Source organism: Cellulomonas olei (assembly GCF_039548315.1).
Taxonomy (GTDB): domain Bacteria; phylum Actinomycetota; class Actinomycetes; order Actinomycetales; family Cellulomonadaceae; genus Cellulomonas.
The window spans coordinates 110,254-131,734 of sequence record NZ_JBCLVN010000009.1 but is presented as its reverse complement, the minus strand read 5'-3'; the positions used below and the strand labels follow the sequence as shown (position 1 = coordinate 131,734).

Below are 21,481 nucleotides of genomic sequence, written 5' to 3'. Positions count from 1 at the left end.
TCCGCCATGCTAGCGGCGCCACCGCCGGCCCCGGCACCCACCGGCCCGCGGGTCGTCAGGCCGGGCCGGAGCCGCCGGCGTGCGTCGGGTCGAGCACCCGCTGCAGGAACGCCTGCGTCCGCGGCTCCGTGGGGGCGCCGATGACCTGGTCCGCCGGGCCCTGCTCGACGACGACCCCGCCGTCCATGAACACGACCCGGTCGCCGACCTCGCGGGCGAACGCCATCTCGTGCGTGACGACCATCATCGTCATGCCGCCGTCGGCGAGGTCGCGCATGACCGCCAGCACGTCGCCGACGAGCTCCGGGTCCAGCGCGGACGTGGGCTCGTCGAACAGCATGAGCTGCGGGTCCATGGACAGCGCCCGGGCGAGCGCCACGCGCTGCTGCTGCCCGCCCGAGAGCTGCGCGGGGTGGGCGTCGGCGCGGTCGCCGAGCCCGACCCGCTCGAGGTTCGCCCGGGCGATGCGCTCGGCCTCGGCCGCGGAGCGCCGGAGCACCTGCCGCTGCGCCATCGTGCAGTTCTCCAGCACGGTCTTGTGGCTGAACAGGTTGAACTGCTGGAACACCATGCCGACGTGGGTGCGCACCCGGTCGATGTCGACGTCCGGGTCGGTGACGTCGACGCCCAGCACGTCGATGCGGCCGGCCGTCGGCTGCTCCAGCAGGTTCACGCAGCGCAGCAGCGTCGACTTGCCGGACCCCGACGGGCCGATGACGCACACCACCTCGCCGGCGTGCACGTCCAGGTCGATGCCGGTGAGCACCTCGCGGTCGCCGAAGGACTTGTGCAGCCCGGCGATCCGGACGACGGGGGAGTCGGTGGTCATGTGCGGCTCCTCGCGCCGGTGCGCTTCTCCAGGTACCGGGCGAGCTGCCCGAGCGGCAGGGTGATGAGCAGGTAGCAGGCGCCGATGAGGAACAGCGGCGTGAGCCCGCCCTGGGCGGTGTTGAGGGCGTTCTGCCCGATGCGCGTGAGGTCGAACTGGTCCGTCGCCAGGCCGAGCAGGAACACCAGCGAGGTGTCCTTCGTCAGCAGGATGAACTCGTTCGTCATCGGCGGCAGCACGATGCGGAACGCCTGCGGCACGACGACGCTGCGCAGGGTCCGCCCGTGCGACATGCCGAGCGACCGCGCCGCCTCGACCTGCCCGCGCGGCACCGCCTGCAGGCCGGCGCGCAGCGTCTCGGCGATGTACGCCGCCGAGACCATGCCGAGCGCCAGCGCGGCCTTGAGGGTCACCGACCCGAGCTGGATGCCGAACGCCAGCGGGACCGCGTACCCGAACGAGATGACGACGAGCAGCGCCGGGATGCCGCGGAAGAACTCGATGTAGGCGGTCGCGACCCAGCGGTAGACCCGCACGGAGGACAGGCGCATGAGCGCGAGGGCCGTCCCGAGCGACAGGCCCACCGCGAACCCCGCCAGGGTGTACTGCACCGTGTTGAGGAACGCCTGCGGGATCGTCGGGGCGATCTGCCGGACGGTCTCCCAGTTGAAGAAGTTGTCCCCGACGGCCGACCAGTCGATCGCCAGCGCCACGGCGGCCAGGACGGCCACGGCCACGGCGTACTGGACGCCGCGCACCACGCGGGCGCGGCGGCGCGGGCTCCACCGGCGCCGGGGCGAGGAGATCTGCCCCGGCACCGGTGCGGGCGTGGTCGTCACCTCAGCTGTCCGCGGAGGCCGACGCGTCGCCCGACGGCGCGACGCCGATCCGGTCGGTGTAGATCGCGTCGTACGTGCCGTCCTCGCGGATGCGGTCGAGCGTGGCGTTCACGGCGTCGAGCAGGGCCGTGTTGCCCTTCTTCACGCCGATGCCGTACTGCTCGCCGGTCGGGAACGTCGCCGCGACCTCGAGGCCCTCGGACACGAACGGGCCGAGCACGGCGATGTCGTTGACGGCGGCGTCGACCTGGCCGGTCTTGAGCGCCTGGATCTGCAGCCCGAGGTCCTGGAACTGGATCGGGGTGAGCTTGTTGTCGGTCACCCAGGCCTCGCCGGTCGTGGCCTGCTGGACGGCGATCTGCTTGCCCTCGAGGTCCTCGACGGTGCTGAGGTCCGAGCCCTCCGGGACCAGCAGGCCCTGGTCGGCGTCGAAGTACGGCTCCGAGAAGTCGAACTTCGCCTTGCGCTCGTCGGTGATCGTGATGCCGGAGGCGACGACGTCGCAGTTGCCGCTGTTGAGGTCGGCGCCGGACTGGATGCCCTCGAACGGGGACACGCGCGGGGTCAGCGTGACGCCCAGGTCCTTGGCGACCTCGCCGACGATGTCCATGTCGAGGCCGACGACCGTGCCGTCCTCCTCGAACTCGAACGGCTCGAACGGCGGGTTGGTGCAGACGGTCAGCGTCCCGGCCTGCACCAGGTCGACACCGCCCGCGGTGGCGTCGCCGGAGCCCTCGGGGTCCCCGCCGCCGCACGCGGCGAGCAGGAGGGCCGCGGCGACGGCGGCGGGCAGGGCGGCGAGATGACGGGTGCGCATCGGAACTACTCCTCGTGTGGAAAACCGGCCGCAAGACTATACGTCGCAGACGATACGTATGCACAACGCGTCGTCCCGGGACCAGAGTCCCACCCGGGGGGCCCGGGCGCCGCCGGGGCGAGCGCGCAGGCCGCCCCGGCGGTGCCCGAGGGTGCTCAGGCCGTGGGCTGCTTCGGCTCCGGCGGCAGGAGCTCGGCGTCCCGGGCGACGACCGCCGCGTCGGGGGAGTCCGGGACCTCGGCCACGTCGAGCGGGCCGGTCACGCGGCCGGCGGCGCGGACGTCCGCGAGCGCCACCTGGACGCCCGGCAGCAGCGAGGCCGGGACCTCGAGGCGCGCCCGCAGGATCTCCGTGCGCATCGAGACCTTCGCCTCGGACTTCACCTTGCGCAGCGCCGCCAGCGCGGCACCGGCCGCGCCCACGACCGCCGGGTCGCCGTCGCCCGCCGCGGCGCGCAGCGGCTCCGCGACCGGCCACGGCGCGCGGTGCACCGAGCCCTCCCGCCACCACGACCAGACCTCCTCGGTCGCGAACGGCAGCACCGGGGCGAACAGCCGCAGCATCACGTCGAGCGCCAGGCTCAGCGCAGCACGCGCCGACGCCGTCTCCGGCGTGACGTCCGCCGCGCCGGCGCCCGCGCCGTACGCGCGGTCCTTGACGAGCTCCAGGTAGTCGTCGCAGAACGTCCAGAAGAACGTCTCCGTGAGCTCCAGCGCGCGCGTGTGGTCGTACGCCTCCAGCGCGGCCGTCGCCCGGTCCACCACGTCCGCCAGCCCCGCGAGCATCGCGCGGTCCAGCGGGTCGGTCACCAGGGAGGCGTCGAGCGCGGACGCGCCCTGCTCGGCCGGGCCGAACGACAGCGCGAACTTCGACGCGTTCAGCACCTTGATGGCCAGGCGGCGGCCGATCTTCATCTGGCCGACCTCGAACGCCGCGTCCGTGCCCAGGCGTGCGCTCGCCGCCCAGTAGCGGACCGCGTCGGAGCCGTGCTCCTCGAGCAGGCCCATCGGGGTGACGACGTTGCCCTTGGACTTCGACATCTTCTTGCGGTCGGGGTCGAGGATCCAGCCGCTGATCGCCGCGTCCGCCCACGGCAGCGAGCCGTGCTCCAGGTGCGAGCGGACCACGGTCGAGAACAGCCAGGTCCGGATGATGTCCTGGCCCTGCGGGCGCAGGTCCATCGGGAACACGCGCGCGAACAGGTCGGGGTCGGAGCGCCAGCCGCCCGCGATCTGCGGGGTCAGCGACGACGTCGCCCACGTGTCCATGATGTCCGGGTCGCCGACGAAGCCGCCCGGCACGCCCCGCTGCTCCGCCGTGTAGCCGGCGGGGACGTCCGAGGACGGGTCGACGGGGAGCTGGTCCTCGGACGGCAGCAGCGGGTGGTCGTGGTCCGGCTCGCCGTCCGCGTCCAGCGCGTACCAGACGGGGAACGGCACGCCGAAGAACCGCTGGCGCGAGATCAGCCAGTCGCCGTTGAGGCCGCCGACCCAGTTCTCGTACCGCACGCGCATGAAGTCCGGGTGGAACCCGAGCTCCTGACCGCGCTGCAGCAGCTCGGCGCGCAGCGACTCGTCGCGGCCGCCGTTGCGGATGTACCACTGGCGCGACGTGACGATCTCGAGGGGCTTGTCGCCCTTCTCGAAGAAGTTCGCCATGCGGTCGGTCTTCTGCGGCTCGCCGTCCAGGTCGCCCGTCTCGCGCAGCCCGGCCACGACGGCCTCGCGCGCCGAGAACGTCGTCCTGCCGGCGATCTCCTCGTAACGGGCGCGGCCCTCGTCGGACGTCACCCACTCCGGGACCTCGCGCAGCAGCCGGCCGTCGCGGCCGATGACGGAGCGCGTCGGCAGCTGGAGCTCGCGCCACCACTGCACGTCGGTCAGGTCGCCGAACGTGCAGCACATCGCGATGCCGGCGCCCTTGTCGGGCTCGGCGGCCGGGTGCGCCAGCACGGGCACCTCGACGCCGAACAGCGGGCTGGTCACCGTCGTGCCGAACAGGTGCTGGTAGCGCTCGTCGTCCGGGTGGGCGATCAGCGCCACGCACGCCGGGAGGAGCTCGGGGCGGGTGGTCTCGATGTGCACCGGCTCGGCGCCGGCGCGGTGGAACGCCACCCGGTGGAACGCGCCCGGGTACGGGCGGGCCTCCAGCTCGGCCTGCGCGACCGCGGTCTGGAACGTCACGTCCCACAGGCCGGGGGCCTCCGCCTGGTACGCCTCGCCGCGCGACAGGTTCCGCAGGAACGCCTGCTGCGCGACCGCGCGGGCCTCGGCGCTGATGGTCTGGTACGTCATGCCCCAGTCGACGGACAGGCCCAGCCGGCGCCACAGCGCCTCGAACTGCTGCTCGTCCTCGACGGTCAGGCGCTCGCACAGCTCGACGAAGTTGCGGCGGCTCACCGGCACCTGGTCGGCGGCCTTGACGCTCTTGCCCTCACCGCCGACGTGCGGCGGCTCGAAGTCCGGGTCGTACGGCAGCGACGGGTCGCAGCGCACGCCGAAGTAGTTCTGCACGCGGCGCTCGGTGGGCAGGCCGTTGTCGTCCCAGCCCATCGGGTAGAACACCTCGGCGCCCCGCATCCGGCGGAACCGCGCGACGACGTCGGTGTGCGTGTACGAGAAGACGTGGCCGACGTGCAGGGAGCCGGAGACCGTCGGCGGCGGGGTGTCGATCGAGTACACCTGCTCGCGCGTCGCCGATCGGTCGAACGCGTACGTGCCCTGCTCCGTCCAGGCGCCGTCCCAGCGGGCCTCGACGCCGTCGAGCGACACCCGGTCCGGTACCTCGCGGACCGCGCGTACGGCCGCGGCGGCGGTCGTCGTGGGGTCGGCGGCGGGCGAGGCGGGGGACAGATCGGTCATGGTCACCCATCTTCCCAGATCCGGACGCCCCACCCGACCGCGGGCGCCGCGGGTCGTGGGGCGGGGCGCGGCGAGGTCGTCAGGTCGGGCCGAGGTCGTCAGCTCGGGGTGACGACCTCGGCCCGAGCTGACGACCTCGGGCGGCGCGAGGCGCGAGGAGCGGGCCGCGTCGCGGGGCGGGGGTCAGGCGGCGGTGGGGGTCGCGGTGGGGGTCGGGCGGTGGGTGAAGCGGTGGAACGTCGCGCGGGTGCCGCCCTCGCTGCGCCGGGCCAGGGCCAGGCCGACGACGACCGCGCCGAGCAGCGGCCCGACGCCGCACGCGACCATGCCGGCCCGCGCGCCGAGGTGCTCGCACACCCAGCCGATGAGCGTCCCGGACACGGCCTGCGCGCCGAGCAGCACCAGGACGTACAGCGCCATGACGCGACCGCGGACGTGGGGGGCGACCGTCGTCTGCACCAGGGTGTTCGAGCCCGTGAGGTACAGCAGCGTGGCGACGCCCATGGCGATGAGCACGGCGACGAACACCGGCCGGCTCGGCGCGGCGGCCGCGAGCAGCTGCAGCACGCCGACGACCCCCGCGAGGACGACCAGGTGGGTGATGCGGCTGCCCCGGCGACGGGTGGACAGCAGGGCACCGGTCAGCGCGCCGACCGCGAGCATCGACGTCAGCAGCGCGTAGCCGCCGGCGTCGGTGTGGAACACCTGGTCGGTGTACGCGGCGAGCACGGTCGCCATGTTGACGCCGGTGACGGCGACGAAACCGACGAGCACGACCGACCACAGGATGCGCGGCGTCCGGCGGACGTACGCCAGGCCCTCGCGGAGCTGACCCTTGGCGCGCGCGACGACCGGGGCGGCGGTGAGCTCGGAGGTCCGCATCACGGCGAGCAGTGCGACGGCCACGAGGCACGCGACGGCGTTGAGCAGGAACGTCCAGCCCTCGCCGACCGCGCTGATGAGCCCGCCGGCGACCGCCGGGCCGACCAGCCCGCCGAGCTGGAAGACCGCGGAGTTGACGCTGATCGCCTGCCGCAGGTGCTGCGGGCCCGCGACCTCGTGCACGAACGCCTGGCGCGCGGGGTTGTCGAACACCGTGGCGAGCCCGCTGACGAACGCCGCGACCAGGACGTGCCACGCCTGGACGTGACCGGACAGCGCGAGCACGCCGACGGCCAGCGTGGACAGGCCGAACACCGACTGGGTGACCATGAGCACGCGGCGCCGGGGGTAGCGGTCGGCGACGACCCCGCCGACCAGGCCGAGCAGCAGCATCGGGACGAACTGCAGCGTCACCGTCAGCCCCACCAGGGCGGCCGAGCCGGTGAGCGTCAGCACGAGCCAGTCCTGCGCCACGCGCGCCGCCCAGCCGCAGGTGTTGGTGAGCACCTGCGAGGAGACGTAGAGCCGGAAGTTCCGGACGCCGAGCGCGGCGAGCGTGGCGTTGCGGGGGCGCGGGCCGGCGGCGGCGGCCGGCGCGGGCCGGCGGTGCAGCGCGATGCGGGGCCGGTGCAGCGTCCGGCGCAGGCGGCCGGCGGCGGAGCGGTCGGCCTGCGGCGCGCGGGCGGTGCGGGCGCTGCGGGAGGGGCGGCGGGTGCGGGTCGGGGACGAGGACGGGCGGCGGGCCGAAGGCACAGGTGTTCCTAGCTCAGGTGGTGCGGAGGTGTGGGTGCGGAAGCGTTGCGGACGCGTCGGGGTGCCTCCAGACTACGTCGCGGCGAGCGATTTTCAGAGGTGATGACGGGAATGACTGTGATCACGTTCTGTGATGATGTGGTGGTGGCGCCGCAGGTCAGCGGCGCCGTCCCGGACCCGGAGGGCAGCCGTGTTTGACCCCGACCAGCTCCGCACTTTCCTCGCCGTTTCCGAGACGTTGAACTTCACGCGCGCCGCGGCCCGGCTGTCCCTGTCGCAGCCCACGGTCAGCCAGCACGTCCGCAAGCTCGAGGACGCCGCGGGCCGGCGGCTGCTCGACCGCGACACCCGCGGCGTGCAGCTGACCGACGACGGCCAGGCGATGGCGACGTTCGCCCGGACGATCCTCGCGGCGCACGACGAGGCCACGCGGTACTTCACGGGGTCGGCGATGCACGGCCGGCTGCGGTTCGGCGCGGCCGACGACCTCGCGCTCGCCCAGCTCCCGCGCGTGCTGCGCGACTTCCGGCGCCTGCACCCGCGCATCAACCTCGAGCTCACCGTGGCGCAGAGCGGCACCCTGCACCGCCGGCTGCACGCGGGCCAGCTCGACCTCGTCTACATCAAGGAGGCGAGCGGGCACTCCGAGGGGCAGCTCGTGCGCCGGGACCGCCTGGTGTGGGTGGCGGTCCCCGGCACGGCTGTCGAGGCGGACGCCCCCGTGCCGCTCATCACCTACCAGGGCGCCTCGCTCACCCGGCAGGCCGCCGTCCGGGCGCTCACCGAGGCGGGGCGGCCCTGGCGGACCACGTGCAAGGTCGTCGAGGTCAACGGCGTGCTGGCGGCGCTGCGCGCGGGGCTCGGCATCGCGGTGCTGCCGCAGAGCCTGCTGCCGGAGGACCTGGTGCAGCTCCCGGCGGCGGCGCTCGGCCTGCCGGATCTCGGCGACGTCGACATCACGCTCGTCGCGAACCCCCGGTCGCCGCGGGAGCCGATCGAGGCCCTCACGTCGGCGATCCTCGGGCACGCACCGCGCTGACGACGCCGGCCGCGCAGGCCGCGCCGGGTCGCCGGAAATACTGCCGTCATCGACGCTGGTTAGGCTCGACGAGGACCCGCGGCAGCGCGGGCGGACCGGCACGAGGGAGAGCGTTCGTGGCACAGGGTGTGGTGGCCGACGGCCTGCAGGTGGGGTACGCGGCGATGCTGGAGCAGTTCCATCCGACGGAGGCCGTGGAGCTGTCCGCGTACGCCGAGTCCCAGGGGTTCCTCGGGACGATGGCGGCCGACCACTTCCAGCCGTGGGTCCCGCAGCAGGGGCAGTCCGCGTTCGTCTGGAACGTGCTGGCCGCGCTCGGTGAGCGCACGACGGGCGACATGGGTCCGGGCGTCACCGCCCCGACGTTCCGGTGGCACCCCGCGATGGTGGCCCAGGCGTCGGCGACGCTCGCGGCGATGTACCCGGGGCGGCACTGGCTGGGTCTGGGGTCCGGCGAGGCGCTGAACGAGCACATCACGGCGCAGTACTGGCCGGAGGCGCCCGAGCGCATCAACCGGATGTTCGAGGCCATCGACATCATCAAGAAGCTGTTCTCGGCGTCGCTGGCGGGCAAGGACGTCAAGCACGCCGGGCAGTTCTACAAGCTCGAGTCGACGCGCCTGTGGACGATGCCGGAGGTCCCGCCGGAGATCCTCGTCGCGACCGCCGGGCCCGTCACCGCCAAACGGGCGGGCCGCCACGCGGACGGGCTGATCACGGTCGGCGCGCCGCTGGAGAAGATCAGCGGGCTGTTCGGCAAGTTCGACGAGGGCGTGCGCGAGTCCGGCCGGAACCCCGAGGACCTGCCGAAGGTGCTCCAGCTCCATCTGTCGTGGGCGGAGACCGACGAGCAGGCCATGGAGAACGCCATGGTCGAGTGGCCGAACGGCGGCATGAAGTTCCCGAAGGGCGACATCCGCTCGCCGTTCGACTTCGCGCAGATGGCCAAGCTGGTGCGCCCCGAGGACTTCGAGGGCCGCATGGTCATCTCGGCCGACCCCGACGTCCACCGCGCGGAGATCCAGAAGTACGTCGACCTCGGCTTCGACCGCGTCTACCTGCACAACGTGGGCCGCAACCAGCGCGAGTGGATCGACGTGTTCGGGCGCGACGTGCTCCCGAAGCTGGTGCGCTGACCGTGCCCGACGACGCCCGGTCGTCCGCCGCGGACGTCCTCACCGCCTGGGCCGTGCCCGGGATCGGTGAGGTGCGTCCCGGCGACGACCTGGCGACGCTGCTGGGCGACGCGCTCGCGGGGGACGCGGCCGCCCGGCCCGCGACGGCGCTCGCGGACGGCGACGTCGTGGTCGTGACCAGCAAGATCGTGTCGAAGGCCGAGGGTCGCGTCGTGCGGGCCGCCGACCGCGAGGCGGCGATCACCGCCGAGACGGTGCGCGTCGTCGCGACCCGCGAGCACCCCGGCGGCGTCACGCGCATCGTGGAGAACCGGCTCGGCCTCGTCATGGCGGCGGCCGGCGTCGACGCGTCCAACACCGACGAGGGCACGGTGCTGCTGCTCCCGGAGGACCCCGACGCCACCGCCCGCGCGCTGCGGTCCGCGCTGACGGAGCGGTTCGGCGTGCGGCTGGGCGTGCTCGTGACCGACACCGCCGGGCGGCCGTGGCGGCAGGGGCAGACCGACATCGCGATCGGCGCCGCCGGCGTGCGCGTGCTGGAGGACCTGCGCGGCACCACCGACACGCACGGCCGCACCCTGCAGGTCAGCGTCGCGGCGCTCGCGGACGAGATCGCCGCGGCCGCCGAGCTCGTCAAGGGCAAGGCCACCGGCCGGCCGGTCGCGGTCGTGCGGGGGATGGCCCACGCGGTCACGGACGAGGACGGGCCGGGTGCGCGGGCGCTCGTGCGGGTCGGGCCGGACGACATGTTCGCCGAGGGAGCCGCCGAGGCCTACGCCCGCGGCTGGAAGGACGCGACGGAGCGCTGACGGGCGCGGCGTCAGGCGAGCGCGAGGTGGATCAGCAGCGCGTCGTCGAGGGCGGCCGCGGTCTCGGCGTCGAGCGACCCCAGGCGTTCGCCGAGGCGTGAGACGTCGACCGCCCGGAGCTGCTCGGCCTGTGCCGTGGACTCGACGGTCGGGCCGGTGCGCCGATCGGGCCGGACCAGGACCTGGACGTCGAGGACCGGCGCCGTCGTCACGCCCGCCGCGCGAGCACCGCCAGCCACTCCGCGTCCGCGTGCCAGGGGTCGCCGGACAGCGACGCCCAGTGCGCGTCGACCCGCAGCCCGGCGTCGGCGAGCACCGGGGTGAACGTCCGCGGGACGTAGTCGTGGAACCACATGCGGTACGTCGTGACGTCGTCCGCCCCGGTCACGACGGTGTACTGCCGGCACCGCACGTCGCCCGGGTACCGGTGCGTGCGCGCGAGCACCAGGTGGCGGCCGGGACGCCACAGGCCGCCGTCGGCGACCGCCCACTCGTCCTGCGGGCCGGAGCCCGCCTGCGCGGGGGTGGAGACGTCGAGCACCAGGGCCCCGCCGGGGGCCAGCGCGGCGCGGGCGCGGCGCAGCACGTCGTCCCGGACGTCGTCGGGGAACGTCGAGAGCTCGCCGTACGCCTGGAGCACGAGGTCGAACCGGCCCGGCTCGTCGAGGGTCCGGAAGTCCTGCCGCCGGTACTCGATGTCCAGGCCCGCCGCCCCGGCCTCGCGGCGCGCGTGGGCCACCGATCCCGGGCTCAGGTCGACGCCGGTCACCCGGCACCCGAGCGCGGCCAGGCGCTGCGCGACCAGCCCCGGCCCGCACCCCAGGTCCAGCACCCGCGCCCCCGGGACGGCGATCCCGAGCGCGGTGAGGTGCGCGACGGTGCGGTCGAGCTCCGCGGGGCGGCGGCTCGCGGCGTCGTGCGTCGGGTCCAGGTGGGCGGCGAGCAGCTGCGTCGCGATGTACGGGTCGTCCCAGAACGGGCCGTCACCCGGGGCGAACGGCTCCGGGCGGGCGGTCGCGGCGGCGAGGTCGGTCGGCACCGGGTCAGCGTGGCGGACCCGGCGCCGACCGCGCCACGGGATTCGGGCCGGTCAGCCCTGCGCGGCGATCTGCGCGGACTGGCCGGTCGCGCCCGGCTCGCCGGCCGGGATCGGCTCGGCGATCACCGCGGTGCCGTAGGCGCACACCTCGGAGAACTGCCCGATGGAGTCGGTGTCGAACCGCATGGCGACGATCGCGTTCGCGCCGCGCTGCGCCGCCTCCTCCGTCATGCGGCGCATCACCTCGTGGCGGCTGTCGTACATGATCTTCGTGAACTCGGGGATCTCCCCGCCGCCGATCGACCGGAACCCGGCCGTGAAGCTCTGGCCGATGTTCGTCGACCGGACCGTCAGGCCCATGACCTCGCCCAGCACGGCCTGGATGCGGTAGCCGGGGATCTCGTTGCTCGTCACCACGATCATGCGCCGATGGTGCCAGCCCGCGCCGCGCGCCGCTCGGACCGCCGCACGGGGAGCAGTCCCTCCGCACGTTCGGATCCGGTCGCACCGACACGCTCGGCGTGTTCGCGCGAACGGATCCGATCGCCCGGGGCGCGGCGCGTGCGCACGTACGGATCCGATCGCCCGGGGCGCGGCGCGTGCGCACGTACGGATCCGATCGCCCGGGGCGCGGCGCGTGCGCACGTACGGATCCGATCGCCCGGGGCGCGGCGCGTGCGCACGTACGGATCCGATCGCCCGGGGCGCGGCGCGTGCGCACGTACGGATCCGATCGCCCCGCGGCGCGGCGACCTCACACGGCGCGGGGCTGCGTCGTCAGGACGTCCGAGGGCAGCAACCGTGCGCCCACGGGAGGAGCAGCAACGTGAAGGTCTTCATCGCCGGTGGTCGTGGCAGGGTCGGGTCGAGGCTCGGCGAGCTCCTGGTGGCACGTGGTGACGAGGTCGTCGTGGGAGAGCCCGCGGACGGTGTCGACGTCCTCACCGGAGCGGGGCTCGACGAGGCGCTGGCGGGTGTCGACGTCATCGTGAACGTCCTGAACACCGGCCGGTTCGACGCGGAGGGCGCCCGGGCGTTCTTCACGACGTCGACCCGGCGGCTGGACGAGGCCGGTGCCCGGGCGGGCGTGCGGCGGCACGTGCTGCTGTCGATCGTCGGCGTCGGGTCGGGGACGGCGTCCTCGAACGGCTACTACGTCGGCAAGGTCGCGCAGGAGCAGACGCTGCGGGCCGGCGCCCTGCCCTGGACGATCGTGCGGGCCACGCAGTTCCAGAGCTACGTCCCGGTGCTCGCCGACCAGCACACCGTCGACGGCGTGGTGCGCGCGCCGCACTCGCTCGTCCAGCCCGTCGACCTGGACGAGGTGGTAGCGCTGCTGGCCGAGGCGGCGACGTCGGACGACCTCGGCGAGGTCGAGATCGCCGGTCCGGTGCGGTACCACCTGGACGAGCTGATCCGCGGGGCGCTCGCGGCCGCCGGGGACCCCCGCGAGGTCGTCACCGTCGACGCCGACGGCGCACCCGACGCGCTGGTGCCGCACGGTGAGCACCGCGTCGGCGCCGTGCGGTACGCGGACGCGGACGTCCCCGCGGCACACTGACGCCAGTCGCCGCCGACCCGAGGAGCCCAGGTGACCGAGCAGGACCCGACCGCGAGCGAGGCGCTCGACGACGTCTCCGCCGAGCGCCGGCGCCTGCTGTCGCTCGCGTACCGCATGACCGGGACCCTGAGCGACGCCGAGGACGTCGTGCAGGAGACGTACCTGCGGTGGTACCGGCTCGACCCGGCGGAGCGCGCGGCGGTCCGGGTGCCCGCGGCGTGGCTGACCCGGGTCGCGAGCCGCGTCGCCCTCGACCACCTCGGGTCCGCCCGGGTGCGCCGCGAGACCCACGTCGGGCAGTGGCTGCCCGAGCCGGTGCCGGCCGACCTGTTCGCCGGGACCGCCCCCGTCACCACGCTCGGGGGCGGTCCCGCGGCCGACCCGCTGGACCGGGTCACGCTCGACGAGTCGGTCAGCACGGCCCTGCTCACCCTGCTGGAGGCGATGACGCCGGCGGAACGCGTGGCGTTCGTGCTGCACGACGTCTTCGGCCTCCCGTTCGACGAGATCGCCGAGGTCGTCGGGCGGTCACCGGCCGCGACGCGCCAGCTCGCGACGTCCGCCCGCCGGCACGTGCGCGAGGGCCGCCGGGCGCGGGTCGGCGTCGGCGAGCACGACCGGGTCGTCCGGGCGTTCCTCGACGCGAGCGTCGGAGGCGACCTGGGCCGGCTGCTGCGGGTTCTCGCGCCGGACGTGGAGCTGCGGGCCGACGGGGGCGGGGTGGTGCAGGCCGCGCCGAACGCCGTGCGCGGGCAGGACAACGTGGCGCGGTTCCTGCTGGGCGTGCTCGCGAAGCAGCCGGCGCTGCGGTTCGAGGAGCGGCGGACCGCCGACGGCCTCGGCTACGCGATGCGGCTGGGCGAGCAGCTGTTCGGCATCGTGACCTTCGCCGTGGACGCGGGGCGGGTCACCCGGCTGTGGCTCGTCGTCGACCCGCGCAAGCTCACCCGGTGGGCGCCCGCGTGAGCGGACCGCGCCCCGGCCTCACATCCGCGGTGGCCGCGTCGTCGACACGGCGGGGCGCGGCACCCGTCGCGCGCGCGAGCACGAGGAGGGGCAGATGAGGATCGCCGTGTGCGGCGGGACCGGGACGGTCGGACGGCACGTGGTGCGGGTCGCCGGCGAGCGGGGGCACGACGTCGTCGTGGTGAGCCGGGCCGCGGGCGTCGACCTGGTGGCGGTGCCGGACCGGGCGGCGGACGCGGTGCTCGCCGGGGCGGACGTCGTGGTGGACGTGCTCAGCACCACGACGCTGTCGGCCCGGGGGTCGGTCGCGTTCTTCACGGCGACCAGCCGCCGCCTGCTGGCCGCCGAGCGGCGCGTCGGGGTGCCGCACCACGTCGCGCTGTCGATCGTCGGCATCGACCGGATCGACGCGGCGTACTACGCGGGCAAGCTCGCCCAGGAGCGGCTGGTCGCCGGCGGCGCCGTGCCGCACACGATCCTGCGGGCCGCCCAGTTCCACGAGTTCGCCGGGCAGGTCGTCGGCCAGGCGTCGATCGGGCCCGTCACGCTCGCGCCGCGCACGCTGACCCGGCCGGTCGCCGCGGCCGAGGTCGCCGAGCACCTGGTGCGCGTGGCCGAGGGGGCGCCGGCCGGACGGGCGCCGGACCTGGTGGGGCCCTCGGACGACACGCTGGCGGCGATGATCCGCCGGCTCTCCGCGCACGACGGGGTCCGGCGCCGGGTGCTCGAGGTGCGGCTGCCCGGCGGGTACGGCGCGGGGCTGGCGTCGGGCGCGCTGCGCGGCGGACCGGACGCGGTGCGGGGCCGGCTGTCGTTCGACGACTGGTTGGGCTCGGAGGCGCGGACCGGCTGAGCCCGCGCCCGCACCCCCACCCGCACCCGCACCGGCGCTCAGGCCCGGGCGGCGCGCGCGGCGGCCTTCGCGGCCTTCTTCGTCTCGCGGACCTCGCCGAGCGAGACCGGGTCGCGCACGTCCGCGATCGAGCGCGGCACGTCGTCCCCGTACGCCCCGGCGGCCTCCCGCCAGCCCGCGGGTTCGACGCCGCGCTGCTTGCCGAGCAGGGCCAGGAAGATGCGGGCCTTCTGGTCGCCGAACCCCGGCAGCGCCTTCAGGCGTCTCAGCACGGTGGCGCCGTCGGGGTCGCCGTCGGTCCACAGCCGGGTGACCTCGCCGTCGTACGCGTCGACGACCGCCCGCGCGACCGCCTGGATGCGCCCCGCCATCGAGCCGGGGAACCGGTGCACCGCCGGTGGCGTCGCGCACAGGGCGGCGAACTCGTCGGGGTCGGCCTCGGCGATGCGGTGGACGTCGAACCCGCCCATGCGCGCGGCGATCTTCGCCGGGCCGGCGAAGGCCGACTCCATCGTGACCTGCTGGTCGAGTTGCATGCCCAGAAGCAGCGCGAAAGGGTCCTGATCGAGGAGTCGGTCAGCCGTCGGATCACCGGTAAGCCACAACTTGTCAGGCATGCTCACATTTTCGCCTTCCTGGCCATTTCGCGCATCGTCCGCCGTGGGTTGGCCTAGCAGCCTACCTCCAGGGAACTCGTCGGTGCGTGTGGCTCGGTGACCTCATCAAGGATCAAGCTGAACCGCACGAGGGTCTGTCGTGACCATCAGAGAAGGTCGTCAAAAATCTCCGTCTGGAGAATCACTCGTCGGATGCTGCGCTTGTCAGCGAAGGGGACGATTCGGTCGGCGCGAGCATCGGTATCGGTCTCTTCTTCGGTGATGAAGTCGCCGGGTTCTGCCTTGGTGCGTTTTAGGTCGACGTATGTGCCATAATCTAGGGCGTAGATATTGTAGCGCTGCCCCGGGTTCTCCTTGTCGCTGTATCCGCGCGACATCAAGTGGATCAAGCGAAGATCGAAGAGGGACTGCACCATCGCGTTACTTGCATGCTCGCGCGAGAGCATAAACATCTTGGTCTGTCGGTTGCCGATGACGTCGGAGATGATGCGGTGAAGCGCCGTTCGCTGAGCATCCGAAAGGGCGGTCGACTTGTCTGTCTCGTACCAGTCTCGCGCGGCCTCCTCGACCGAGTTGAGGTCGATCTTCTGTCTGCCGGTAGTCTTGGCTTTAAAGAATGCCGAGCTGAAGATCCCCAAGAAATCTCGAGCGACCCCCTCTCCGGCACGGACAAGCTCGACGAACGTAGCGCGCTCGGTGAACAGGCGTGAGCGGAACGACACGGGGTCACGTACCCCGTACTGCCTGAGGGTCTCTTCGCCCATGCCAGACGTCACGTGCTTGTAGAGCAGTTCGTGGAATACGTTAACAACGTTCTCGGGGTTTCGCTCGTACACATAATAGTCGTCAAGATCCAAGTTCGCCTTTATGTCAGGGCCAAGTTCGAACCCGATCGGGTTTCCGGGCCGCGCCAGCGTGAATCGCGAACGATATTCCAGCGAAGCGATCTTCACCGTGATTCGATTGCTGGGGAATAGCGATCGCTTCATGAACTCGGCGATGAAGGGCTGGAGGTCGACAGGGAGCGATGTCCACTCGTCGATGAGTAGGGTCAGTCGGTCTGCACCGATCGCCGTAAGGGCCCGCTCCAGGATGATGAACACCTCACTGAAGACGAGGGACTGGCGAAGCGCTTCGGTGTACTCCACCTCCCTCGCGGTGGAGTCAATCGCCTTATCGGTGGCATTGATCCCGAAGCCGGTCTTCTGCGGAGATAGGCTAACATCCGCGACCGCGCCACTCTCGGAAGTGTGAGCGGCTCGATCGGTGATTGTGCGGGAATTCACCTCTGCCGTCTTGCGAGTTACCACGTCCGCGAAATCGCTTACTTCCTGTAAGCCGCGACCGTCCGAGTCTGGTGAGGTGACAATCTCCAGGAGCTTGTGCTGGATTAGGGAAAGCAGGTCTTTGAAGACTGCTACGCAACGCTCGGCGACCGGCTTGGTTTCATCGAGGAATGTGTGCGCGCTTCCGAGGACTCGAACGTCGAGATAGATAACGTGCGATCCCTGCTGATCTGCTAGTTCCGCGCCCAAGACCTGGAGAACGTGCGTCTTTCCGGTACCGCGACGTCCGTAGAGGATCTGGTTCGCATCGTTGGCGACCTGCTGTAGTACACCTGTGTCAACGTAGGTGTCCTTGAGAACCTCAAGGTCCCGCTGCTTTTCCGAGCGGTCCGTGATGTTGCTGACGGCCCGCGCGAGCCGCGGATCGTTGATGAGGTTCCCAGGTGTCGCATCGCTCACGTGAATGCTCCAAGAGTTGAGGCGTGGGCGGAGACTACCGCGGACCGCGGTGGCTGCGGCCGAGTTCGTGCCTCTTGCTGCTTGACGGCTAGGTGGCGAGGCCGATCGCGCGCTCCATGGTTAACGGATGCTGTGGTCGAGGAGCATGCCGGTCAGGAGCGCGAACGGGTCCGCGTCGAGCAGGTCGTCCGCCTCGGGGTCGCCGGTGAGCCAGAGCGTCATGCCCTCATCGTCGCACCCCGCCGGGACCGGGTCACGGGCGCGGCGAGGCGGTGCGTGTGGTCAGGGCAGGGCCGCGGCGACGGGGTCCACGCCGCCGCCGGGGAGGGTGTCGCCCGGCGCCGGGACGGCCGTGCCGGTGGGCCAGCGCAGGTCCGGGCACTCGGCGGCCGTGCGGCAGAACCGCGGCGGCTCGTGCGCGCCCCAGCCCAGCGGGATCGCGACGATGCCCGCCAGGCAGCCGGCGAGGGTGAGCACGGACATCGCGCGCTGGCGTCGGCCCACGTCCCCACCTCCCGTCGCGTGCCCGCCCGGTGCGTCCGCGTCCACCTCTCCCATCGGCCGGGCAGCGGGGCGGTGCAGCGCCCGTCCGGGTGAGACGCGCCGCACGCGGGTGGTGGCGCGCGCGGGCGGTGCTGGGCAGGCGCCGCGCCGGGGAGGACGATCGTCGGGACGCAGCGAGGAGGACGCAGCGAGGAGAGGGGAGCGGCGGGTGGGCGAGGTGGCGGAGTACCTGGCGACGCTGGACGGCGCCGAGCGCGAGGTGGTCGGGCGGCTGCTCGACCGGGTCCGCGCGGCGGTGCCGGAGGTCGAGGAGGGGCGGTCCTACGGGCTCGCGGCGTACCGGTACCGCGGCCGGCCGCTGATCGCGGTGGTGACGGGGTCGCGCGGGTGCACGGCGTACCCGTTCAGCGCGGAGGTCACGGCGGCGGTGCTGGCGACGCTCGAGGGGTTCGACGCGACGAAGGGCGGCATCCGGTTCACGGTCGGGCGGCCGCTGCCGGACGGGGCGCTCGACGCGCTGGTGCAGGGGCGGCGGGCGGAGATCGACGCCGCGCTGGGCCGGGCGCGGGGCTGAGGCCGCGGGCGCGTAGGGTGCCTGCGTGCTGGTCGGTCGGTGGGTGGTCGTCGTGCCCGTGAAGGACGCGCGCCGCGGCAAGTCGCGCCTCGCGGACGTCCTGGAGCCCGGAGCCCGCGCGGCCCTGGTGCGGGCGATGGCGCTCGACACGGTGGACGCCGTGCTCGCCGCGCCGCGCGTCGCCCGGGTGGTGGTCGTGACCGCCGACCCCGAGGTCGCCGCCGCGGCCGGCGCGCTGCCGCGGGTCCGGGTGCTGCCCGAGCCGGCGGCCGGTGCCGCCGACCCGCCCGGCGGCTGGCACGCGCTGAACCGGGCCGTCGCCGCGGGGGTGGCCGCCGCACGCGCCGAGGCCCCGACGGCGCACGCCGGCGTGCTGCTGGGCGACCTGCCGGGGCTCGACCCCGCCGAGCTCGACGCCGTGCTCGGGGACGCCGAGGCCCACCCGCTCGCGGTGCTGCCGGACGCGGACGGCACGGGGACGACGCTGCTCACCGCGGCGCCGGGCGCCGGGGTGGAGCCGCGGTTCGGCGGGGGGTCGGCCGCCGCGCACGCCGCGGCGGGGCACGTGGTGCTCGACGTGCCGGCGGGATCCGCGCTGCGCCACGACGTCGACGTGCCGGCCGACCTCGCGGCGCTGGCCGGCCGCGGCGTCGGCGGGCGCACGGGCGCGCTGCTGCGTCGCCTGGCGCCGCTGCCGCTGGACTGAGCGGCGGCGCACCTCACCGGACGGTCGCGGCCTCCGGTCCCGGGGGTCACCGCGTCAGCGCCTGACCAGCGCCAGCGCGGCGGCGGCGATCCGGGCGGTCGTCGGCACGTCCCGCATGAGGGTGTCCGCGGCTGCGGCCCGCCAGCCGCCCGCCCGCAGCCGCCCGACCGCGTCCTCGTCGGCCGTGTCGAGCAGCCAGGCGTCGAGCACGCCGGGCGCCCCGTCGGACGGGCCGCCGCGCAGCCCGTAGTGCCGGGCGACGGCCTCGGCGGTCGCCTCGACGCCGATCGCCGCGAGGCACTCGGCGGCCATGCCGCGCACCGGCGCGCCGCCGATGATCGGGGACACGCCCACGACCGGCGCCGGTGTCGTCGCGAGCGCCTCGCGGACGCCCGGGACGGCGAGGACCGTGCCGACCGAGACCACGGGGTTCGACGGCGGCACGACGACGACGTCCGCGTCCCGGATCGCCTCCAGCACGCCGGGCGCCGGGGCGGCGGCCTCGAGGCCCACCTGGACGAACGCGAGCGCCGGAAGCGCGGCGCGGTGGCGCACCCACCACTCCTCGAAGTGCAGCAGCTCGCCGCCCGCGACGCGGACGTGCGTCTCGACGGGCTCGTCCGCCATGGGCAGCAGCCGGACGCCCTGCGCGGCCAGGCCCCAGCGCCGGCACAGCCGCTCCGTCGCCTGCGACAGCGTCAGCCCCTCGCGCAGCCACTGCGTGCGGGCGAGGTGCGTCGCGAGGTCCAGGTCGCCGAGCGTGAACCACTCCCAGCCGACGTCGTAGGCGGCGAGGTCCGCCGACACGCGTGACGACTCGTCGCGGCGGCCCCACCCCTGCTCCTCGTGGACGGCGCCGCCCAGGGTGTACATCAGCGTGTCGAGGTCGGGGCAGACCCGCACGCCGTGCAGCCACATGTCGTCGCCGGTGTTCGCGACGACGGTGACGTCGGCGTCGTCGTCGAGCAGGGCCAGCAGCCCCCGGGTGAACCGGGCGCCCCCCACGCCGCCGGACAGGACGGTGACCTTCATCGGGCTCCTTCGACGGCGGCGAGCGGGCGGTCGGCGGGGGCGGCGGGGCCGGCGTCGCCGAACGCGATGACGGGGCGGCCGGTGCGCGGGTGGGTCATCACCTCGGCGTCGACGCCGTACACCCGGCGCACCAGGTCCGCGGTCAGCACGTCGCGGGGGTCGCCGGCCGCGACCAGCCGGCCCTCCGCGAGCACGAGGACGTGCGCGCAGTAGGCGGCCGCGAGGTTGAGGTCGTGCAGGGCGGCCACGGTGGTGCGGCCGAGGTCGCGGACGAACGCCAGCAGCGACAGCTGCGCGCTGACGTCCAGGTGGTTGGTGGGCTCGTCGAGGAGCAGCAGGTCGGGCTCCTGGGCCAGCGCCCGCGCGATGTGCACCCGCTGCCGCTCGCCGCCCGACAGCGCCGACCACGGCCGGTCCGCCAGGTGCGCGGCGTCCGCGGCGGCCAGCGCCCGGTCGACGGCCTGCTCGTCGGCGTCGGCCCCCCACAGCGTGCGGTAGGGGATGCGGCCGAGCGCGACCACCTCCCGCACGGTCAGCGGCACCGTCGACGACGACTCCTGCTCCAGCAGCGCGATGCGGCGCGCCCGCTCCCGGCGGCCGAGGGCGTGCACCGGCGCGTCGTCGACCAGCACGGACCCGGCCTCCGGGTCCAGCAGCCCGGCGACCAGGCGCAGCAGCGTCGTCTTGCCCGCGCCGTTCGGCCCGAGCAGACCCGTCAGCGCGCCGGGCGGGGGCGTGGCGTCCACGCCGTCCACCACCCAGCGGCCGCCCAGCCGGACGCCGACGCCCGCGATGCTCACGTCCACGCGCTGCCCCTCCCTCGTCGCAGCAGCACCGCGAAGACCGGCACCCCGATCAGCGCGGTCACGATGCCCACCGGCAGCTCGCGCGGGTCGAACAGCGTCCGCGCGCCCGTGTCGGCCCACACCAGGAAGATCGCGCCCGTGACGGCGGCGACCGGCAGCAGCCGCCGGTGCGCGGGCCCGGTGAGGGCCGACACGGCGTGCGGCAGCACCAGGCCGACGAACCCGATGGACCCGCTGACCGCCACCATCGCGCCGGTCAGCAGCGCGACGAGCGTCATCAGGGTCCACCGGGTGCGGTCGACGTCGATGCCGAGCGCCGCGGCCGCCGTGTCGCCGAACGCGAACGCGTCCAGCCGGACCGCCGACGCCACCAGCACCGTGCCGACCACCAGCAGGGCCACCCCCGCGATCGCCACGGACTGCCACGTCGACCCCGCCAGGGACCCGAGCAGCCAGTTGAGGATCTCCCGGTAGGAGTCGCCGGTCGCCGACCAGAAGATGACGAACGACGTCCCCGCCGCCGCGAGCTGCGACACCGCGAGGCCGGCCAGCACCGCGCGCCCCGGCGTCAGCACGCCACCGACGCGCGCCAGGCTCAGCGTCGCCACCAGCGCGGCGAGGGCCCCCGCGAACGCCGCGACCGGCAGCAGCAGGCCGACCCCGACCACCAGCACCGCCACGGCGCCGAGCGAGGCCCCCGACGACAGGCCCAGCAGGTAGGGGTCGGCCAGCGGGTTGCGCGTCAGCGACTGCATGACCGCGCCCGCCAGCGCCAGCCCGGCGCCGACCGCCGCACCCGTCAGCACGCGCGGCAGCCGCAGGTCCCAGACGATCGCGTCGGTCAGCACCGGCACGCCGCCGTCCGCGCCCGCGGCCGGACCGAGACCGAGGTGCCCGGTGATGCTCCGGGCGACGTCCGGCACCGCGATGTCCGCCGGCCCGATGGTGACGCAGACCAGCACCGTCGCCACGAGCAGCAGCAGACCGACGCCGAGCACGGGCAGCAGCGGCGGGCGCCGGGGTGCGCGGGCGGGCGGGGGCGCGGCGGTCCGGCCCGGCCGGGAGGCGGGGGCGGCGGGCGCGGCGGGTGCCGGGCGGCGGTCGACGGTCACG

Annotated in this window: 22 protein-coding genes and 1 pseudogene; 8 read left to right on the top strand and 15 right to left on the bottom strand. The window is 74.2% G+C overall.

The genetic code is table 11. The features are described from left to right. Positions 1-55 precede the first annotated feature (55 nt). The 5 genes from AAHH18_RS05305 to AAHH18_RS05285 all read right to left on the bottom strand — a co-directional run bounded on the left by AAHH18_RS05305 (position 56) and on the right by AAHH18_RS05285 (position 6,981). Positions 56-829 carry an amino acid ABC transporter ATP-binding protein gene (locus AAHH18_RS05305; RefSeq protein ID WP_343300838.1) on the bottom strand — a complete coding sequence of 258 codons (774 nt, stop codon included), beginning with the start codon at positions 827-829 and terminating at the stop codon, positions 56-58. Beyond that, positions 826-1,668, bottom strand: a complete 843-nt coding sequence (locus tag AAHH18_RS05300; protein WP_343300837.1) for an amino acid ABC transporter permease — start codon at positions 1,666-1,668, stop codon at positions 826-828. Before AAHH18_RS05300 ends, AAHH18_RS05305 begins: the two co-directional genes overlap by 4 nt. A 1-nt stretch (position 1,669) precedes the next feature. Further along, positions 1,670-2,485: a transporter substrate-binding domain-containing protein gene (locus AAHH18_RS05295; protein ID WP_343300836.1), complete on the bottom strand. Its 816-nt coding sequence runs from the start codon at positions 2,483-2,485 to the stop codon at positions 1,670-1,672. Between the two features lie 155 nt (positions 2,486-2,640). Further along, complete coding sequence (valS, locus tag AAHH18_RS05290) at positions 2,641-5,346, bottom strand: valine--tRNA ligase (RefSeq protein ID WP_283320752.1); 2,706 nt, start codon at positions 5,344-5,346, stop codon at positions 2,641-2,643. Positions 5,347-5,529: 183 nt separating this feature from the next. Next, positions 5,530-6,981 carry an MFS transporter gene (locus AAHH18_RS05285; RefSeq protein WP_343300835.1) on the bottom strand — a complete coding sequence of 484 codons (1,452 nt, stop codon included), beginning with the start codon at positions 6,979-6,981 and terminating at the stop codon, positions 5,530-5,532. Between the two features lie 190 nt (positions 6,982-7,171). Here AAHH18_RS05285 and AAHH18_RS05280 point away from each other — a divergent pair, with 190 nt between their 5' ends. From AAHH18_RS05280 to AAHH18_RS05270, 3 genes are all read left to right on the top strand, one after another. Next, entirely contained in the window at positions 7,172-8,020 is an 849-nt protein-coding gene (locus tag AAHH18_RS05280; protein WP_283320750.1) for a LysR family transcriptional regulator, read from the top strand. A 164-nt stretch (positions 8,021-8,184) separates the two neighbouring features. Beyond that, the gene (locus tag AAHH18_RS05275; RefSeq protein ID WP_459349090.1) at positions 8,185-9,156 is read left to right on the top strand and encodes a TIGR03557 family F420-dependent LLM class oxidoreductase; all 972 of its coding nucleotides are present in this window, start codon (positions 8,185-8,187) and stop codon (positions 9,154-9,156) included. A gap of 2 nt (positions 9,157-9,158) precedes the next feature. Beyond that, complete coding sequence (locus tag AAHH18_RS05270) at positions 9,159-9,965, top strand: coenzyme F420-0:L-glutamate ligase (protein WP_343300834.1); 807 nt, start codon at positions 9,159-9,161, stop codon at positions 9,963-9,965. Between the two features lie 11 nt (positions 9,966-9,976). On the opposite strand, the gene AAHH18_RS05265 is transcribed toward AAHH18_RS05270, so the two are convergent. Genes AAHH18_RS05265 through AAHH18_RS05255 form a run of 3 tightly spaced genes read right to left on the bottom strand, consistent with a single transcriptional unit; the run spans position 9,977 to position 11,427 of the window. Continuing rightward, positions 9,977-10,177 carry a type II toxin-antitoxin system PemK/MazF family toxin gene (locus AAHH18_RS05265; RefSeq protein WP_343300833.1) on the bottom strand — a complete coding sequence of 67 codons (201 nt, stop codon included), beginning with the start codon at positions 10,175-10,177 and terminating at the stop codon, positions 9,977-9,979. Next, positions 10,174-11,004, bottom strand: a complete 831-nt coding sequence (locus tag AAHH18_RS05260) for an SAM-dependent methyltransferase (protein ID WP_343300832.1) — start codon at positions 11,002-11,004, stop codon at positions 10,174-10,176. Before AAHH18_RS05260 ends, AAHH18_RS05265 begins: the two co-directional genes overlap by 4 nt. A 51-nt stretch (positions 11,005-11,055) precedes the next feature. Beyond that, entirely contained in the window at positions 11,056-11,427 is a 372-nt protein-coding gene (locus AAHH18_RS05255) for a YbjQ family protein (protein WP_222171989.1), read from the bottom strand. Between the two features lie 403 nt (positions 11,428-11,830). Here AAHH18_RS05255 and AAHH18_RS05250 point away from each other — a divergent pair, with 403 nt between their 5' ends. From AAHH18_RS05250 to AAHH18_RS05240, 3 genes are all read left to right on the top strand, one after another. Continuing rightward, complete coding sequence (locus AAHH18_RS05250; RefSeq protein ID WP_283320744.1) at positions 11,831-12,565, top strand: SDR family oxidoreductase; 735 nt, start codon at positions 11,831-11,833, stop codon at positions 12,563-12,565. A 30-nt stretch (positions 12,566-12,595) separates the two neighbouring features. Beyond that, positions 12,596-13,531 (top strand): RNA polymerase sigma factor SigJ, encoded by a 936-nt coding sequence (sigJ, locus tag AAHH18_RS05245; RefSeq protein ID WP_343300831.1) that lies wholly within the window; start codon positions 12,596-12,598, stop codon positions 13,529-13,531. A gap of 94 nt (positions 13,532-13,625) precedes the next feature. After that, positions 13,626-14,384, top strand: coding sequence for an SDR family oxidoreductase (locus tag AAHH18_RS05240; RefSeq protein WP_343300830.1), 759 nt, complete (start codon positions 13,626-13,628; stop codon positions 14,382-14,384). A gap of 38 nt (positions 14,385-14,422) precedes the next feature. Here AAHH18_RS05240 and AAHH18_RS05235 read toward each other — a convergent pair whose 3' ends face one another. The 4 genes and pseudogenes from AAHH18_RS05235 to AAHH18_RS05220 all read right to left on the bottom strand — a co-directional run bounded on the left by AAHH18_RS05235 (position 14,423) and on the right by AAHH18_RS05220 (position 17,250). Further along, positions 14,423-15,001 carry an HhH-GPD-type base excision DNA repair protein gene (locus AAHH18_RS05235; protein ID WP_343300829.1) on the bottom strand — a complete coding sequence of 193 codons (579 nt, stop codon included), beginning with the start codon at positions 14,999-15,001 and terminating at the stop codon, positions 14,423-14,425. Positions 15,002-15,147: 146 nt separating this feature from the next. Then, positions 15,148-16,746: a P-loop NTPase family protein gene (locus AAHH18_RS05230; RefSeq protein WP_343300828.1), complete on the bottom strand. Its 1,599-nt coding sequence runs from the start codon at positions 16,744-16,746 to the stop codon at positions 15,148-15,150. 126 nt (positions 16,747-16,872) lie between these two features. After that, positions 16,873-16,968 (bottom strand): annotated as a pseudogene (locus AAHH18_RS05225) (HhH-GPD-type base excision DNA repair protein); the annotation flags it as partial. A gap of 60 nt (positions 16,969-17,028) precedes the next feature. Then, positions 17,029-17,250, bottom strand: a complete 222-nt coding sequence (locus AAHH18_RS05220) for a hypothetical protein (RefSeq protein WP_343300827.1) — start codon at positions 17,248-17,250, stop codon at positions 17,029-17,031. A gap of 208 nt (positions 17,251-17,458) precedes the next feature. On the opposite strand from AAHH18_RS05220, the gene AAHH18_RS05215 reads away from it, so the two are divergent. Beyond that, positions 17,459-17,824 carry an iron chaperone gene (locus AAHH18_RS05215; protein WP_343300826.1) on the top strand — a complete coding sequence of 122 codons (366 nt, stop codon included), beginning with the start codon at positions 17,459-17,461 and terminating at the stop codon, positions 17,822-17,824. A 25-nt stretch (positions 17,825-17,849) separates the two neighbouring features. After that, complete coding sequence (gene cofC / locus AAHH18_RS05210; protein WP_283320738.1) at positions 17,850-18,530, top strand: 2-phospho-L-lactate guanylyltransferase; 681 nt, start codon at positions 17,850-17,852, stop codon at positions 18,528-18,530. A gap of 54 nt (positions 18,531-18,584) precedes the next feature. On the opposite strand, the gene cofD is transcribed toward cofC, so the two are convergent. From cofD to AAHH18_RS05195, 3 genes are read right to left on the bottom strand one after another with little or no spacing between them, the layout of a single operon-like run. Beyond that, positions 18,585-19,562 carry a 2-phospho-L-lactate transferase gene (gene cofD / locus AAHH18_RS05205; RefSeq protein ID WP_343300825.1) on the bottom strand — a complete coding sequence of 326 codons (978 nt, stop codon included), beginning with the start codon at positions 19,560-19,562 and terminating at the stop codon, positions 18,585-18,587. Next, a complete protein-coding gene (locus tag AAHH18_RS05200) occupies positions 19,559-20,368 on the bottom strand; it encodes a putative F420-0 ABC transporter ATP-binding protein (protein WP_343300824.1) in 810 nt (269 codons plus the stop codon). Before AAHH18_RS05200 ends, cofD begins: the two co-directional genes overlap by 4 nt. Beyond that, on the bottom strand, positions 20,359-21,480 hold the full coding sequence (locus AAHH18_RS05195) for a putative F420-0 ABC transporter permease subunit (protein WP_459349089.1): 1,122 nt from the start codon (positions 21,478-21,480) through the stop codon (positions 20,359-20,361). The genes AAHH18_RS05200 and AAHH18_RS05195 overlap by 10 nt, the downstream gene beginning before the upstream one ends. Position 21,481 lies beyond the last annotated feature (1 nt).

Coding starts and splice junctions, on each gene's coding strand:
- AAHH18_RS05295 (WP_343300836.1), bottom strand. CDS start 2,485: ATGCGCACCCGTCATCTCGCCGCCCTGCCCGCCGCCGTCGCCGCGGCC.
- AAHH18_RS05305 (WP_343300838.1), bottom strand. CDS start 829: ATGACCACCGACTCCCCCGTCGTCCGGATCGCCGGGCTGCACAAGTCC.
- AAHH18_RS05255 (WP_222171989.1), bottom strand. CDS start 11,427: ATGATCGTGGTGACGAGCAACGAGATCCCCGGCTACCGCATCCAGGCC.
- AAHH18_RS05275 (WP_459349090.1), top strand. CDS start 8,185: ATGCTGGAGCAGTTCCATCCGACGGAGGCCGTGGAGCTGTCCGCGTAC.
- AAHH18_RS05235 (WP_343300829.1), bottom strand. CDS start 15,001: ATGCCTGACAAGTTGTGGCTTACCGGTGATCCGACGGCTGACCGACTC.
- cofD (WP_343300825.1), bottom strand. CDS start 19,562: ATGAAGGTCACCGTCCTGTCCGGCGGCGTGGGGGGCGCCCGGTTCACC.
- AAHH18_RS05240 (WP_343300830.1), top strand. CDS start 13,626: ATGAGGATCGCCGTGTGCGGCGGGACCGGGACGGTCGGACGGCACGTG.
- valS (WP_283320752.1), bottom strand. CDS start 5,346: ATGACCGATCTGTCCCCCGCCTCGCCCGCCGCCGACCCCACGACGACC.